General features: G+C 37.9%; 14 protein-coding genes. 9 read left to right on the top strand and 5 right to left on the bottom strand.

From position 1 onward, the window contains the following. Position 1 precedes the first annotated feature (1 nt). From MHH81_RS18360 to MHH81_RS18350, 3 genes are all read right to left on the bottom strand, one after another. Positions 2 to 1,177 (bottom strand): M20 metallopeptidase family protein, encoded by a 1,176-nt coding sequence (locus MHH81_RS18360; protein ID WP_340924070.1) that lies wholly within the window; start codon positions 1,175 to 1,177, stop codon positions 2 to 4. Between the two features lie 315 nt (positions 1,178 to 1,492). Continuing rightward, positions 1,493 to 2,680 (bottom strand): hypothetical protein, encoded by a 1,188-nt coding sequence (locus tag MHH81_RS18355; RefSeq protein WP_340924068.1) that lies wholly within the window; start codon positions 2,678 to 2,680, stop codon positions 1,493 to 1,495. Positions 2,681 to 2,875: 195 nt separating this feature from the next. Then, positions 2,876 to 3,403: a YceI family protein gene (locus tag MHH81_RS18350; RefSeq protein WP_340924065.1), complete on the bottom strand. Its 528-nt coding sequence runs from the start codon at positions 3,401 to 3,403 to the stop codon at positions 2,876 to 2,878. Positions 3,404 to 3,624: 221 nt separating this feature from the next. Between MHH81_RS18350 and MHH81_RS18345 the strand changes: the two genes are divergently transcribed. The 5 genes from MHH81_RS18345 to MHH81_RS18325 all read left to right on the top strand — a co-directional run bounded on the left by MHH81_RS18345 (position 3,625) and on the right by MHH81_RS18325 (position 9,068). Beyond that, on the top strand, positions 3,625 to 3,930 hold the full coding sequence (locus tag MHH81_RS18345) for a winged helix-turn-helix transcriptional regulator (RefSeq protein WP_340924063.1): 306 nt from the start codon (positions 3,625 to 3,627) through the stop codon (positions 3,928 to 3,930). A gap of 267 nt (positions 3,931 to 4,197) precedes the next feature. Next, positions 4,198 to 5,115 (top strand): UDP-N-acetylmuramate dehydrogenase, encoded by a 918-nt coding sequence (murB, locus tag MHH81_RS18340; protein WP_340924060.1) that lies wholly within the window; start codon positions 4,198 to 4,200, stop codon positions 5,113 to 5,115. Positions 5,116 to 5,475: 360 nt separating this feature from the next. Then, positions 5,476 to 5,850 carry an ArsR/SmtB family transcription factor gene (locus tag MHH81_RS18335; protein ID WP_340924057.1) on the top strand — a complete coding sequence of 125 codons (375 nt, stop codon included), beginning with the start codon at positions 5,476 to 5,478 and terminating at the stop codon, positions 5,848 to 5,850. Continuing rightward, entirely contained in the window at positions 5,825 to 7,930 is a 2,106-nt protein-coding gene (locus MHH81_RS18330; protein ID WP_445678106.1) for a heavy metal translocating P-type ATPase, read from the top strand. The genes MHH81_RS18335 and MHH81_RS18330 overlap by 26 nt, the downstream gene beginning before the upstream one ends. A gap of 19 nt (positions 7,931 to 7,949) precedes the next feature. After that, the gene (locus tag MHH81_RS18325) at positions 7,950 to 9,068 is read left to right on the top strand and encodes a GNAT family N-acetyltransferase (RefSeq protein ID WP_340924049.1); all 1,119 of its coding nucleotides are present in this window, start codon (positions 7,950 to 7,952) and stop codon (positions 9,066 to 9,068) included. 69 nt (positions 9,069 to 9,137) lie between these two features. On the opposite strand, the gene MHH81_RS18320 is transcribed toward MHH81_RS18325, so the two are convergent. After that, positions 9,138 to 10,495, bottom strand: a protein-coding gene (locus MHH81_RS18320; protein WP_340924045.1) for an IS3 family transposase whose coding sequence is annotated in 2 segments (ribosomal slippage) — positions 9,138 to 10,042 and positions 10,042 to 10,495 — 1,359 coding nt in all. Because the reading frame shifts where the segments join, the coding sequence is not laid out codon by codon here. Between the two features lie 325 nt (positions 10,496 to 10,820). Next, positions 10,821 to 10,976: a lmo0937 family membrane protein gene (locus tag MHH81_RS18315; RefSeq protein WP_340924042.1), complete on the bottom strand. Its 156-nt coding sequence runs from the start codon at positions 10,974 to 10,976 to the stop codon at positions 10,821 to 10,823. Between the two features lie 104 nt (positions 10,977 to 11,080). On the opposite strand from MHH81_RS18315, the gene MHH81_RS18310 reads away from it, so the two are divergent. From MHH81_RS18310 to MHH81_RS18295, 4 genes are all read left to right on the top strand, one after another. After that, positions 11,081 to 11,350 carry a late competence development ComFB family protein gene (locus tag MHH81_RS18310; RefSeq protein WP_340924039.1) on the top strand — a complete coding sequence of 90 codons (270 nt, stop codon included), beginning with the start codon at positions 11,081 to 11,083 and terminating at the stop codon, positions 11,348 to 11,350. Between the two features lie 128 nt (positions 11,351 to 11,478). Next, positions 11,479 to 11,898, top strand: a complete 420-nt coding sequence (mntR, locus tag MHH81_RS18305) for a transcriptional regulator MntR (RefSeq protein ID WP_340924036.1) — start codon at positions 11,479 to 11,481, stop codon at positions 11,896 to 11,898. Positions 11,899 to 12,071: 173 nt separating this feature from the next. Then, complete coding sequence (locus MHH81_RS18300; RefSeq protein WP_340924033.1) at positions 12,072 to 12,932, top strand: CvfB family protein; 861 nt, start codon at positions 12,072 to 12,074, stop codon at positions 12,930 to 12,932. An 88-nt stretch (positions 12,933 to 13,020) separates the two neighbouring features. Continuing rightward, positions 13,021 to 13,932, top strand: coding sequence for a DUF1002 domain-containing protein (locus tag MHH81_RS18295; protein WP_340924031.1), 912 nt, complete (start codon positions 13,021 to 13,023; stop codon positions 13,930 to 13,932). The last annotated feature ends 380 nt before the right edge of the window (positions 13,933 to 14,312 follow it).

Genomic DNA, 14,312 nt, shown 5'->3' with positions numbered 1-14,312 from the left:
ATTATTTATTTAAATAAGCCCAAGCATACTGCGCATAAAGTTCTGCCCCAGTAACAAGTGCATCTTCGTCGATATCGAAGTTCCCGTGGTGGTGAGCCCATTCGGTATCCTTTTCAGCGTTTCCGCTTCCTACAAGTGCAAAGCTACCTGGTGCTTTCGTTAAGTAAGCAGAGAAATCTTCGGCACCCATTGTTGGTTTTTCATCATATACCACATCTGCACCGAATGCTTCAGTAGCAACTTGTTGAACGAGTTTTGCACTTTCTTCCTCATTTACTACAGTATCTGTACCACGAATATATTCCACTTCTGCAGTAGCACCGTAAATAGCAGCAACACTTTCTGCATACTGCGTAAGACTTTTCTCGATATGTTCTCTTGTTTCTGGATGGAATGTACGAACTGTTCCTTCGATTTCCGCATTTTCAGCGATCACGTTAAATCTTGTTCCTACAACCATTTTCCCGATAGTGAGAACAGCGGGACTTTGTGGGTCGATCGTTCTAGAAACAACCGTTTGGACATTCATAACAAAAGAAGAAGCGACAATCGCAGCGTCGACACAAGCTTCTGGCATTGCCGCATGTCCACCTCTCCCTTTGAATTTCACTTTAATAATATCTGCAGCTGCAAAGGAAGGACCTGGTGTGCAGGCAACTTTATGTGTTGGCATTTGTGACCAAATATGAATACCAAATACATTGTCTACGCCATCCATCGCACCTTGATCGACCATTGCTTGTGCACCTCGTGCAACTTCTTCGGCCGGTTGGAAAAGGAAGCGAACATTACCTGGAAGTTCTTCTTTCACATCGTTCAAAGCCTTCGCAGCAATTAGCAACATAGATGTATGTGCATCATGACCACAAGCATGCATTTTTCCAACAATTTTAGATGCATAAGGTACATGTGTATTTAATTGTTCTACTGCAAGTGCGTCCATATCTCCACGAAGAGCAACTGTTTTTCCGCCTGGAACTGCTTGAATTTCAGCGATTACTCCAGTAGGCTCTGTTTTACGGTAAGAAATGCCAAGATTGTCTAGGTACTCACAGATAAACGCAGTCGTTTTGAATTCTTCAAATGATAACTCAGGTTCACTATGCAGTTTACGACGTAAAGCAGTTAACTCTTCACTATTAGTTGTAATGGATTCTTTTATTTTTTGGTTAATCATGATTCATTTCCCTCCGTTAATTGTAAAGCTGTTTGGAACTGGTTACACCAATACCAGGGGTAGCTGTAAATTGACTTAATAGTTCAATATGCTGTTCGATTCTTTGTTGATTGGCATACATACTATCACTCCCATTATTGCTAGATTATAATTTACTGTTGAATTTCACTCATTCTATTGATTGAAGTGGAGGGCGGCGACTCCAGCGGGAAAAGCGCGTCCAGGTGAGACCCCGCTGGAGTGAAGCGAAGAGGAGGCTCACGGACCGCCCGCGGAAAGCGTCCGCCCGCAACGTAAATCAACGGTGTAGTATTTTTATAAGAATCCTACGAATATACCTGCGAGAATAACAGAAACGATTGTTACGCTTATAAATCCACCTACAAGCATTGGAGCAAGCATATGGTCCGTCAATGCTTTTCGTTCCTTTTCATCTTGCGTTAACGAGTTAATCACTTCATTTGTAATAATATAATCTGCTGGGAAGCCATATAATGCAGTTAAAGAGATTGCGAAAGCCATATTTTTGCTTACTTTTAGCACTTTTCCAATGATGAAGGAGAAGATATACATTCCGATAACCCCTAATACTATTGTTCCGATTAGTGGATAAATAATTTCAAGGATCATAGACGGTGTAGCAGTTTTTAGTCCATCAAATACGAATAGCATTAAAACCATTACACATAGTCCAAAGCCATTTGCTTTTTGTAATACATGGCGCTCCAAAAAGCCGACGCTTTGCGCAATAATACCAAACAATAAACAAAGTACATAAGGACTTACTGTTACGATTGGTGCCAATAATGTAGAAACAAGATAAGCAAGGAAGCCTACGAGAGCAAGACGGAAAAATTTAAAGTATTCCGTATTGTATTGTTTAGGCATTTTACGGAACATTTTCAGCTCTTCTTCCGGTTCATCAGAAGAAGTGGACGCTTGTCCTGTTGCAGCTAATTCCCCTTTGCGAAACTTTGCAAGAAGCATTTTTCCTTCTTTTTTCAGTGCAATAGATGTTAAAGGATAGCCAGCAAATCCTTGCATTACATAAATCACGATTGCAAAAACAGATAGAGTAGTCAGCCCCGCATTAGCAGCACCTTCCGACATAATAAGGGCAGATACAATTCCTCCAACTAAAGGTGGTATAGCCACAATCACTGTTTCAACGCCAAATAAAAATGTTCCAATTCCAAATAGAGCGGCGATAATTCCTAAAATTCCGGCAAGGGAAATTAGGATTGTTTTCCATTGTTCTTTTAATTGTTGTAAAGAAAGCAATGTACCCATATTTGTAATGAGTAAGTAAATCATCATGGTAGCTACAACTGGTGGAACCCCCGCAGTTGATACAATATCTTGTGGAAAGAAAGTCCAGTATCCAATAAGGAAAAGAATAGCGGATATAAAAACAGATGGAATCCAAGCCTTCGTACGAGTAGAAACAAGATCTCCGATGAATAAAATAGCAATAACGATAACTAAAGCGAGCATTTGAGACATAATAATCTTTCCTTTCTGACAATAAAGAATTGTCAATATAATAACACGGATATGAAGTATGTAATATATTTCTGAATAATTAATTATTTTATTTGAAAATGTAAGTGTTTTCTTATTAGAAAGAATTTGATTCATTTTCTAAAACGCAAAAAAAAGCTACCCTGTGTATCTCGGGTAGCTTCAGAAATATATTGATTATTGAGCTGGGTTTAATTCAAGTTCAACAGAGATTTTGATATCTTCTCCAACAAGAACCCCTCCAGTTTCAAGTGCTTGGTTCCAAACTAAACCGAAGTCTTTACGGTTGATTTTAGTGTCAGCAGAGAATGCTACCACTTCTTGGCCCCATGGGTTTGTACCTTTACCACCGTATTCAGCTTCGAAAGTAACTGATTTAGTAACGTCTTTGATTGTGATGTCACCAGTTACATCGTATTCGCCATCATCTGTTTTTTTGATGTCTGTAGCAACAAATTTGATGCTTGGGAAGCTTTCTACATCAAAGAAATCTCCAGAACGTAAGTGGTTGTCACGATCTTCGCTGTTTGTATTAATAGATTTTACATCGATGTCAAAGCTAATTGTTGCACCGTTTAAGTCTTCTGCGTTACCTTCTAGTTCAGCAGTAAAGTTTGTGAAAGAACCTTTTACTTTTGAAACCATCATGTGTTTCACAGAAAAGTCGATACTAGAATGTGCAGCGTCAAGATTAAATTTTGTCATTTTAATTTCCTCCTAGTGATGTTTTGTTTTTTTAGTATAAAACATAATTATTTTGAAATCAAGATGTTTTATTTCAAAATAAAAATGTTTCATTTGAATCTTTAGTTACTTTATGTAAGTAGCTATAGAATAATAGTATGCTTACGTCAAGTAATTTAATTACTTTCATTTTACAAAAAAAAAAATAAGGAGTATAATCGTGACAAATAGAGGTGAATCAGATGAAGGAAACGTTATTATGTCCACGTTTATCGAAGGCGATGGAATTACTTGGGAAAAGATGGACGGCATTGATTGTTTATCAATTAATAGAAGGAGCAAAACGATTTAATGAAATTGAGTCGTCACTTCCTATTAGTGGTCGATTACTTTCTGAACGTTTAAAAGAGCTTGAAAAAGAAGGTATAGTAGAAAGAACCGTCTTTTCAGAGGTCCCGGTACGGGTCGAATATAACTTAACTGACAAAGGTCTTGCGCTAAAAGATGTAGTTGGTGAAATTGAATCTTGGTCTAAAGAATGGTTGTAATAATTTCACTTGAAAATTTAGGTGGGAGAAAGCATACTATGTAAGGATGTAAGGTTAATCTTATTCAGCAGTCTCCCACTTCTACAAGTGGGGAGAGGAAGGACCATGATCGCAGAATACAGTGTAGTGTATAACCGCCTGCTGAATAAGCTTAAAGCCTCCGGCGGATGCCACAGATTTTGTAGGGGAGTTAATCGTGCAAGCACGATACAAAATCAGGGCGTAAATACGCCAAGGCGTATTTGATTGAGAAAGGATTGTCTTCTTTTGAGTAAACAAAAATGGTTTCAAGATTTAATTACACAGTTAGATCCTCAGAATGTAAAAATAGATGAAGCACTAAACTTGCATACAATGACACGCATGGGTGGAGTTGCAGATTTATTTGTCACACCGGAAACAGAAGAGCAAGTAGCATTCGTTGTTCAATATGCATATGAAAATAAAATTCCTTTATTACTACTTGGGAATGGCTCTAATATGGTCGTTCGAGATGGTGGTGTTCGTGGTATTGTTCTTTGCTTAGAAAAGTTGAATAAAATTAAGATAGTAGGAAATAGAGTAATCGCTGAAAGTGGATCCGATATTATCGACGTTTCGAGAGCAGTAGCGAAGGAAACGCTATCAGGTTTAGAATTTGCTTGTGGTATTCCTGGATCTGTCGGTGGTGCTATGGCAATGAATGCTGGAGCATACGGTGGAGAAGTGCAAGATGTCATTCTGCAATGTACTGTGCTTACACCAAGTGGTGAAAAGCTCATTCTTTCAAAAGAAGAGTTAGAGCTTGGTTACCGAAAAAGTATCATTACAAAAAAAGGTTACTATGTATTGTCTGCTGAGTTTGAGCTTCAAAAAGGTAATCAAGAAGAAATTGATGCTAAAATTGCAGACTTAACATTCCAACGAGAATCCAAGCAACCGCTAGAATATCCTTCTGCAGGTAGTGTATTTAAACGACCTCCGGGTTATTTTGCTGGCAAACTGATTCAAGATAGCGGTTTACAAGGAAAAGGCTTTGGTGGAGCAGAAGTTTCGACGAAGCATGCAGGTTTTATTGTCAATAAAAACAATGCTACTGCTACTGATTATATCAGTACCATTGAAATGGTTAAAAAAACGGTTAAAGAAAACTTCGATATTGAGCTAGAACTAGAAGTGAAAATTGTTGGCGAGAACAAAGAATAATATACATGTGGACTTCTGAATATATATATTCGGAGGTCTTTTTTTTATGCGAAATGGAAATAAGTCTAACTAGTATCACGTTCAAGTAATGAAAGCAGAATAAGTTTTAATTGAGCGGCCACTTTAAAAAGAAGTGGTCCCTTTTGTGTAAAATTGGATGGTTTGACCGGAAAGTCGGTTGCTTCTGCTAAATAATCGGATGGCTATACAAATTAATCCGATGGTTCACCCACATAATCGGTTGGCTCCTCACATAAACATAAAAACATTCAAATATTTGTTTGAATGTAGTTGCATTTTGAATAGTTTGAACATATAATGACTTTAACAATCAAACGATCATTTGAATGAGGTGGAAAAATGCAATCGAAAGATATGTGTGAAGTAACGATAGTGCATGAAGAAATTGTTCAATCAATAAAAAAAAAATTGCCGGATGTTACGAAGGTTGCGCAAATTTTTAAGGCATTAGCAGATGAAACAAGATTAAAAATAGCGTATGCACTAACAATAGAAGAAGAGCTTTGTGTATGTGATGTGAGTGAAGTTATTGGTTCTTCTACAGCAACAGCATCCCATCATTTACGATTTCTCCGAGAGTTATCTCTCGCGAAATCTCGACGCAAAGGAAAATTAGTTTATTATTCATTAGCAGACCATCACGTCAATGAGTTAGTTAAAATCGCATATGAACATGCGGTAGAAAAGGGTGAGGAAAGTGGAGAATACAGTTAAAAAAGAATATCGCCTAGAAAATCTTTCATGTGCCAACTGCGCAATGAAATTTGAAAACAATATTAAAAGTCTCCCTGATGTAGAGGATGCAATTGTTAACTTTGGTGCATCTAAAGTTGCGGTCATTGGTAATGTAACTATTGATGATATTGAAAAAGCGGGAGCATTTGATGGTATTAAAGTAGCGCCTGCCAAGCAACGTAAAGAAGAAAAGGTTCCTTTTTTTAAACGAAAAGAAAATGTCGTGACAGTTATATCCTTTGTTTTTTTAGTAATTGGGATTATCACATCGTTTGTTTATGAAGAAACGCATCCAGCGGCAATCGGTTTGTTTGTTTTATCCATTGCTGTGGGTGGGTACGAAATGTTCAAAAGTGGGCTCATGAATTTATCTCGTTTTTATTTTGATATGAAAACACTGATGACGATTGCGATTATTGGAGCAGCAATCATCGGAGAATGGCGTGAAGGTGCGGTCGTTGTCTTTTTATTTGCGGTAAGTGAAGCGTTAGAAGCATACTCCATGAATAAAGCGCGTCAATCCATTAGTCAGCTCATGGATATAGCACCATCAACTGCTACGATTCGTCGAGGAGACAAATTGGTAGAAGTGGATACTGAATTTATTCAAATAAATGACTTGCTAATCGTGAAACCAGGACAAAAAATAGCAATGGATGGAATTGTGTTGAAAGGTACTTCTGCCGTAAACCAAGCATCTATTACTGGTGAGTCAGTTCCGGTGATCAAAACAATTGGTGACGAAGTATTTGCGGGTACGTTGAATGAAGAAGGTTCTTTAGAAATACAAGTAACGAAACGAGTAGAAGACACGACGATTGCAAAGATTATCCATTTAGTAGAAGAAGCGCAAGCAGAGAAAGCACCATCGCAGAAATTTGTCGATAAATTTGCCAAATATTATACACCTGTAATTATTGCAATCGCATTTTTAGTAGCAATCGTACCACCATTGTTGGGAGCAGATTGGCAAACGTGGATTTACCAAGGGCTTGCAGTATTAGTTGTAGGATGTCCGTGTGCTCTAGTTGTATCAACGCCCGTAGCGATTGTAACTGCAATTGGTAATGCCGCGAAGCAAGGTGTGCTCATTAAAGGTGGCATTCACTTAGAGGAAATTGGACGAATTCAAGCAATCGCGTTTGATAAAACCGGAACTTTAACGAAAGGATATCCGGAAGTAACAGCTGTGGACTCTGAATCCAAAAAAGACTTAATTCAAAAAGTAATGTCGATTGAAACATATTCACAGCATCCACTTGGGCAAGCCGTCGTGAAGTACGGAGCAAAAGAACATATACACGCAGTAGAAGTAGAAGAATTCCAGTCGATTACAGGTAAAGGTGCAGAAGGAGTAATCGACGGAAAGAAATGGTCAGTCGGTAGCGTTTCTTGGATTACTTCCATTAGCACCATTTCCACAGAGGTAATCGAACGTGTGGAGCAATTACAAACAGAAGGAAATACGGTTATGCTTGCTGCAGAAGATGGTCAATACAAAGGATTTATTGCAGTTGCTGACCCGATTCGTAAAACTAGCACCGTAGTGTTACAAGATCTTAAAAAAGCAGGTATTAAGCACACTGTAATGCTTACTGGAGACGACGCTCGAACTGCAAATGCCATTGCTGCTAAGCTTGGGATGACAGACGTTGAAGCCGGTTTAATGCCCGAACAAAAGCTAAATGCGATTAAAGTATTGAAAGAAAAATATGGTGCTGTTGCAATGGTTGGAGATGGAGTTAATGATGCTCCTGCTCTCGCCGCTTCTACAGTTGGTATAGCAATGGGAGGAGCCGGAACGGATGCAGCTCTTGAAACAGCAGACGTTGCATTAATGGCAGACGATCTAGAAAAATTACCATATACTATTCGATTAAGCCGAAAAGCATTGCATATTATTAAAGAAAATATTATGTTTGCATTAGGGTTAAAGATTATCGCACTCCTTCTCATCATTCCTGGATGGTTAACATTATGGATCGCCATCTTTGCAGATATGGGAGCGACATTACTGGTAGTGCTAAATTCCTTACGATTATTAAAAATAAACAAGTAATAGGTTCGGAGGGTTAAAGATGAAGCTTACAGAATGGACAATGGAAGAACAGGAACAACTAATTCATTTCATGACGACGAATACATGGCCATATCACGGGAATTCTCATCCCGCTAGAGAATTAATTGAAAAGACAATTGAAGAAGGCGGTTATCAATCTGATGAAGTAAAGACATTTTGGGTTGAAAATGAAGAGAGTGAACAAGTAGGTATAGTTAAAATTTATGATCTACAAGATGAGATTCCTTTATTCGACTTACGAATTGCAGATGAAGCCCGCGGGAGAGGCTATGGACCAAGTGCATTAAAACTGTTGGCTGAATATGTATTCCAATTGCCAGAAGCAAAAATACGCCTAGAAGGACATACAAGACAAGACAACTTTGCAATGCGTAAGACATTTGAACGTGCAGGTTTTGTCAAAGAAGCACAGCTTCGTCAAGCGTGGTTTTCTCCTAAAGAGAGCTCCTACTATGATGCTGTTACGTATGGTATGACGCGTGAGGATTTTATAAAAGGAACTGCAACACCCGTAAAATGGGATGATGTTTTTCATCCAATAGAGATTTCGAACAAAGAGCGTCCTTTTTCGGAGGAGTTCTATACAGATAGACTAATTATTCGGGCACCAAAAATAGAAAATGCAGAAATAGTATGGAAAGCTGTGATTGCTTCCCATGATGCCTTAAAGGAATGGATGCCGTGGGCGCAATCAAAGCAAACATTAGAGCAGACAACGACTAATCTGCGACAAGCAGTTGCTGATTTTATTACAAGAAAAGACCTAAGACTTCATTTGTTTTTAAAAGAAACAGGAGAGTTTATAGGTGCTTCTGGACTTCACCGAATTGATTGGGATGTTCGTAAATTTGAGATCGGATACTGGATTGATAGCAGGTTTGAAGGAAAAGGTCTAATGACAGAAGCAGTAGAACGAATTACTAAATTTGCTTTTGAGGAATTATATGCAAATCGAGTAGAAATTCGTTGCGATAGTGAAAATGTAAGAAGTCGATCAGTTGCGGAAAGACTGGACTATACATTAGAAGGAACCCTCCGCCACGATTCTTTATCCGCGGACGGGAAAAAATTACGTGATACATGTATTTACGCCAAAACAAAAGGTGCTATCCAATAAGCCCATAAATTGAAGCAAGTGTAGAAAAATGAGTCTTTGATCTGACCCAAAAAAGTTAGACATATTTAGTTAAGCAACTTCTAAGACCTGAGTTCGGTACTCCACCGGGCTTAGGTCTTTTAATTTTTCCTTCATTCGTTTGTGATTGTAATAGTGAATATAGTCTTTGAGTTCCTGTTCAAAATGTGCCATGGATTCAAACTCTTGTAGATACAGGAGTTCAGATTTTAATAAGCCAAAGAAATTTTCAATGACTGCGTTGTCCAAACAATTGCCCTTACGGGACATACTCTGCATTATCCCATGTTGTTTTAATGTTTGTCGATACTTTTTCATTTGATAGTGCCAACCTTGATCCGAATGAAGAATGACTTGATCACTTGATTGAAGGCGCTCCAATGCTTGTTCTAGCATATCATGGACTAGTTTGTACACTGGACGACTCATTACTGTGTATGCAATGATTTCGCCATTGCATAAATCAAGGACGGGTGATAAATAGCGTTTCTCACCAAATAGATGGAACTCTGTCACGTCTGTTACCCATTTCTCGTTCATTTTTTTCGCTGTAAAATCGCGTTGTAATATGTTTGGGGCAATTTTTCCGACGTTTCCTTTATACGAACGGTATTTCTTCATGCGGACTTCACATTTTATGCCAATGGCATTCATCAAATAATTAATCGTTTTAGGATCATAATGAAAGCCGTATTTTTTCAGTTCTTTGGCAATCCTACGATAACCATAACGTCCCTTATGTTCAAGATAAATGGACTGAATTGCGACTTTCACTTCAGCGTATTTATCAGTACGATTCAAACGCTTTTCCCAGTAATAATACGTACTACGTGGAATATCAGCGACTTTGATTAATTCCACTACTTCATAGATTTCCTTTAGTTCATAAATTACTTGCGCTTTGATTTGATTGGTAATTTTTCTTGCATTTGAACTAAAGTATTCAACTTTTTTAAGTACGCATTCTCCATTTCTAATTGTTTAATACGTGCCTCTAATGCCTCAACAGATCCTTCAATTGGTGTTGGTTTCGTTGTTCTATTTGTTTCTTTTTTCATGGATGGACGCCCCTTTTTCTTAGAAACAAGGGCATCATAACCACCAACCTCAAAATTCATTTTCCAATTCCGAATCATACCAGGAGATGAAATATTAAATAGTGCAGCTGTATTAATCGAAGATGTACCTGTCTCGTTCATATAATTAAGTACATTCATTTTATAGTCAGCTGAATATTTTGTATAGGACCTTAAGAAAGTCTCTACACCATTTTTTTGATAGCGGCGAACCCATTCATTTACAACCCGATCTGTCACTCCGATATCTTTTGCGATTTCAATCATAGATTCATTTCCATTTAAGTATCGTTGAACTGCTTGAATACGATGTTCAGCCCTTACTTTTGCCATAAAAAACCCCCGAAAAGTTAGATTGGTGTCTAACTTTTACGGGGCAGTTCACTTTTTCTACACCTGTTTTTTGTATACTTTTTATTAAACTACTATTTTAGGCAATTGAATGTAGTGAAAGACGGCGACTCCAGCGGGAATAGCAAATGTTTTCTGCACCGAAAGCGAAGCGGCAGGTGCATGAGCTGAAGGCCCCGCAGGAGCGAAAGCGACGAGGAGACTGAAGCCATGCCCGCGGAAAGCGTCCGTCTGGAACGGAAATCAATACATTGGAAAAGGGACCATCTCTCAGTAAATGTCTGACTTTAGGGACAGCACCATTCATCTAAAGTGATCTTCTTCCTGTAACAAGTTGAATTACAAAAATAATACCGGCAATAACTAGTAATGCGTGAATAAATCCTCCGCCGATTTTCAATACGATCCCTAGTAACCAAAGTACTATTAATACGACAATAATTCCCCATAAAATCCTACCCATTTCTACCATCCTTTCTGCTGAAACATGTTATTATTAGAGATACCCTTTAGAGAATGGTATTAAACATTTCATGATTGACATTGAAAATGAAAGAAGAGATATAATTGCTAACAAATGTAATGGAAGAAATTGTCGATAGTATAGTAAGAGTACTTATGAGAGGCCCAGAATATCAAACCTTTTGTAAATGTAACCAGTGTGAAATGGACATTATTGCGTTAAGTTTAAATACAATTCCATCACACTATGTAACAACGGATAAAGGAAGAAGTGCAGTTTTCGAGCGAATGAATACGACAGAAAACTTAGAATGGATTAATAAAAGAATTATTCACTCTATCCATGTCGTAGGGAAATATCCTCACAGAAATTAAGTGAACCTTGTCTATTATTAGATAAGGTTTTTTGTATGAATAATTATGAATAGGAAAAAATAGCAATAATTGTGATGGAACGCTCGATGTAGTAAAATAAACAAAGTAGCGATGAAAGGAAGTTATTTATGCCAACACCAAGCATGGAAGACCATATTGAACAAATTTATATGTTAATCGAGCAGAAAGGTTATGCTCGAGTGTCTGACATTGCAGAAGCATTATCTGTGTTACCATCTTCCGTAACAAAAATGGTACAAAAATTAGACAAAGATGGTTTCTTAATATATGAAAAGTACCGAGGCTTAACCCTGACAACTAAAGGTATGAAACTTGGCAAGAGACTAGTTAAAAGACATGACTTATTAGAAGACTTCTTACGAATAATAGGGGTAGAAGAAGGGAATATCTATGCGGATGTAGAAGGAATTGAGCATCATTTAAGCTGGAATTCTATTGACCGTATCGCAGATTTAGTGCTATTTTTAGAAGAAAATCCCTCACTTCAGTCCAAATTATTGGAGTTACGCCAAGATATAAACGAATAGTAAATTCAGAATTAGCAAGTAAATGAAGTTTGGAATGGACAAACTTCCTACAAAGCTTTTGCTTTTATTATATTAGTAAAATGGACATGTATTATTCAATCAGATAAAGCACTAATCAAAAAACAAGAAGGCAAAGACCAATATTATATATGGTCAGAAGGAGAGCGGTAAATTTGATAGGATCAGCATCAGGAGAAATAGTAACGTTACAAGTAATAGCGCAAGAAGGATCTAAATGGATTCTTTCTCATCACGAATTAGAAATACCATTGAATGCATCGGAAGCACCGGAAGATTTAAAAGTAGAAGATAAGCTCGAGGTATTTTTATTTGTAGACCGCAGAGGAAATTTATCTGCGACAACACAACTGCCATCCATTCAAAAAGGAACGTATGGTTGGGCGCGAGTGATTAAAGTATCTGATAAAGAAGGAGCATTTGTCGATATTGGCACGTCAAAAGAAGTCCAAGTAAAAGCAGATGACTTACCGAAGATTAAAGAACTTTGGCCAGCAAATGGCGACCATTTATACATCACACTTCGTACGGACAAAGATGGAGAGTTATTTGGACGATTAGCAACAGAAGATCGTGTGGAAGAACTGTATATCGACGCACCGACTACATTATTCAATAAAAACATACAAGCAAGACCTTATAGATTACTACCAATTGGCACGTTCCTCTTAAGCGTACCGGAGAACTACCGTATTTTCGTCCATCAATCAGAGCGTGTAGAAGAGCCAAGATTAGGACAAGACTTGACAGTGCGTATCATCGACACGAAAGAAGATGGCTCGCTAAACGGCTCCCTTCTACCACGTAGACACGAACGTTTAGGAGACGATGCAGAATCTATTTTCCGCTATTTAAATGATGTAGGTGGCAGAATGCCGTTTACTGATAAATCTGATCCAGAAGAAATTCAAGAAATGTTCACGATGAGCAAGGCTGCATTTAAACGTGCACTAGGTAAGCTTATGAAAGAAAGAAAAATTGTTCAAAACGATGGTTGGACAGAATTGAAAATGTAAACATGTGGAGTAAAAAGAATCGATTAGTCGGAACTTTTTACTCCTTTTTACGTACTAATGGGAGAACTGATAGAAAGGGGCTTCAGACATGAAAAGATTATTTCACGTAGTGATGACGGCTATTTTACTTATGGGAGTATTTATTGCTCCATCGATTACACTTGCAGATTCAAGCGGGACAACAGAAGCGATTAATGAAAAATTTGGTGCACCAATTGTTGTATATGGAGGTAACCTTACCGAAGAACAAAAGAATAGTGTGAAAACGAGCCTGAAAATCACCGAAAACTCGGATATACAAGAAATTGAAGTAACTGGACAAGATTTAAAAAAATATTTAACAGATGGAGATGCCTCCGCTCGAATGTTTTCTTCTGCTAAAATTACACGCAAGGATGCTGGAAAAGGCTTAGTTATCGATATCGTAACGCCGGATAATATTACGGAAGTAACGGCTGATATGTATGCAAATGCGATGCTGACTGCAGGAGTTCAAGATGCAGTCGTAGAAATCGCTGCTCCAAAACCGGTAACTGGTCATTCAGCTTTGGTCGGTATTTATAAAGCTTATGAAGTAAGTGGTGGAGAGCTAGATCCAGAGCGTACGGACGTAGCAAACGATGAACTATCTGTTGCTACTATTCTATCTAAAGAAGCAGGTATAGATGAAGCGAAAGTAAGTGAGCTATTAACAGAAATCAAAAAACAAATTGCTGAGCAGAATCCCGTATCTCGCGAAGAAGTTGAAAAAATTGTATCTGAGCAACTTGCAAACTTGAAAATTGAGCTTTCTGAAAAAGATCGCCAACTACTAATTGATATCATGGATCGTATTCGTCAACTTGATATCGATTTTAGCAAATGGTCAGATCAGCTAAATGATTTAAGTAAAACTATTGAAGAAAAACTTGGAAGTCTTGCAGACAATGAAGGATTTTGGCAAAGCGTGAAAACCTTCTTCAATGATTTAATCGATTCCATTCGTTCTATTTTCAACTAACTACGAAACAGGCATCCTACTTATTTATAAGTAGGATGTCTCAGACTGTAGACAAACTCAATTTTGTGTGTATAGAGTTGTATATTAAATTCGGCAAGGACCACCACTTCGCTTCGAAGATGCAATTTCGGGCACTCTATCGCTTCCTATCATGTGTTCCTTGCTTATTTTTGTAAAGTTCATGCCGGCAATAGGCTGATGCTATATAGAAAAGGGGCACTTCCTTCCAATCGAAAAGGCGAAAATACGAAAGAGAAGGACTGAGCAACCAAAATTGTATCTTTGGCTGCTTACTGTATAAATAGGAAAGTGGCTATTCTTTCATATCCAAAAAGCTTTGGCACTTCTAGTATAAGTAGTTATGGAGAGTGACGGACGAA

This window comes from Psychrobacillus sp. FSL H8-0484 (assembly GCF_038005325.1).
In the GTDB taxonomy this organism is placed as follows: Bacteria; Bacillota; Bacilli; order Bacillales_A; family Planococcaceae; genus Psychrobacillus.
This window is presented reverse-complemented; position numbering and strand designations above follow the sequence as displayed.

Excerpts from the sequence above, each read along its gene's own strand:
- MHH81_RS18345 (WP_340924063.1), top strand. The coding sequence starts at position 3,625 with ATGAAGGAAACGTTATTATGTCCACGTTTATCGAAGGCGATGGAATTA.
- mntR (WP_340924036.1), top strand. The coding sequence starts at position 11,479 with ATGCCAACACCAAGCATGGAAGACCATATTGAACAAATTTATATGTTA.
- MHH81_RS18335 (WP_340924057.1), top strand. The coding sequence starts at position 5,476 with ATGCAATCGAAAGATATGTGTGAAGTAACGATAGTGCATGAAGAAATT.
- MHH81_RS18295 (WP_340924031.1), top strand. The coding sequence starts at position 13,021 with ATGAAAAGATTATTTCACGTAGTGATGACGGCTATTTTACTTATGGGA.
- MHH81_RS18350 (WP_340924065.1), bottom strand. The coding sequence starts at position 3,403 with ATGACAAAATTTAATCTTGACGCTGCACATTCTAGTATCGACTTTTCT.
- MHH81_RS18325 (WP_340924049.1), top strand. The coding sequence starts at position 7,950 with ATGAAGCTTACAGAATGGACAATGGAAGAACAGGAACAACTAATTCAT.
- MHH81_RS18360 (WP_340924070.1), bottom strand. The coding sequence starts at position 1,177 with ATGATTAACCAAAAAATAAAAGAATCCATTACAACTAATAGTGAAGAG.
- MHH81_RS18355 (WP_340924068.1), bottom strand. The coding sequence starts at position 2,680 with ATGTCTCAAATGCTCGCTTTAGTTATCGTTATTGCTATTTTATTCATC.
- MHH81_RS18315 (WP_340924042.1), bottom strand. The coding sequence starts at position 10,976 with ATGGGTAGGATTTTATGGGGAATTATTGTCGTATTAATAGTACTTTGG.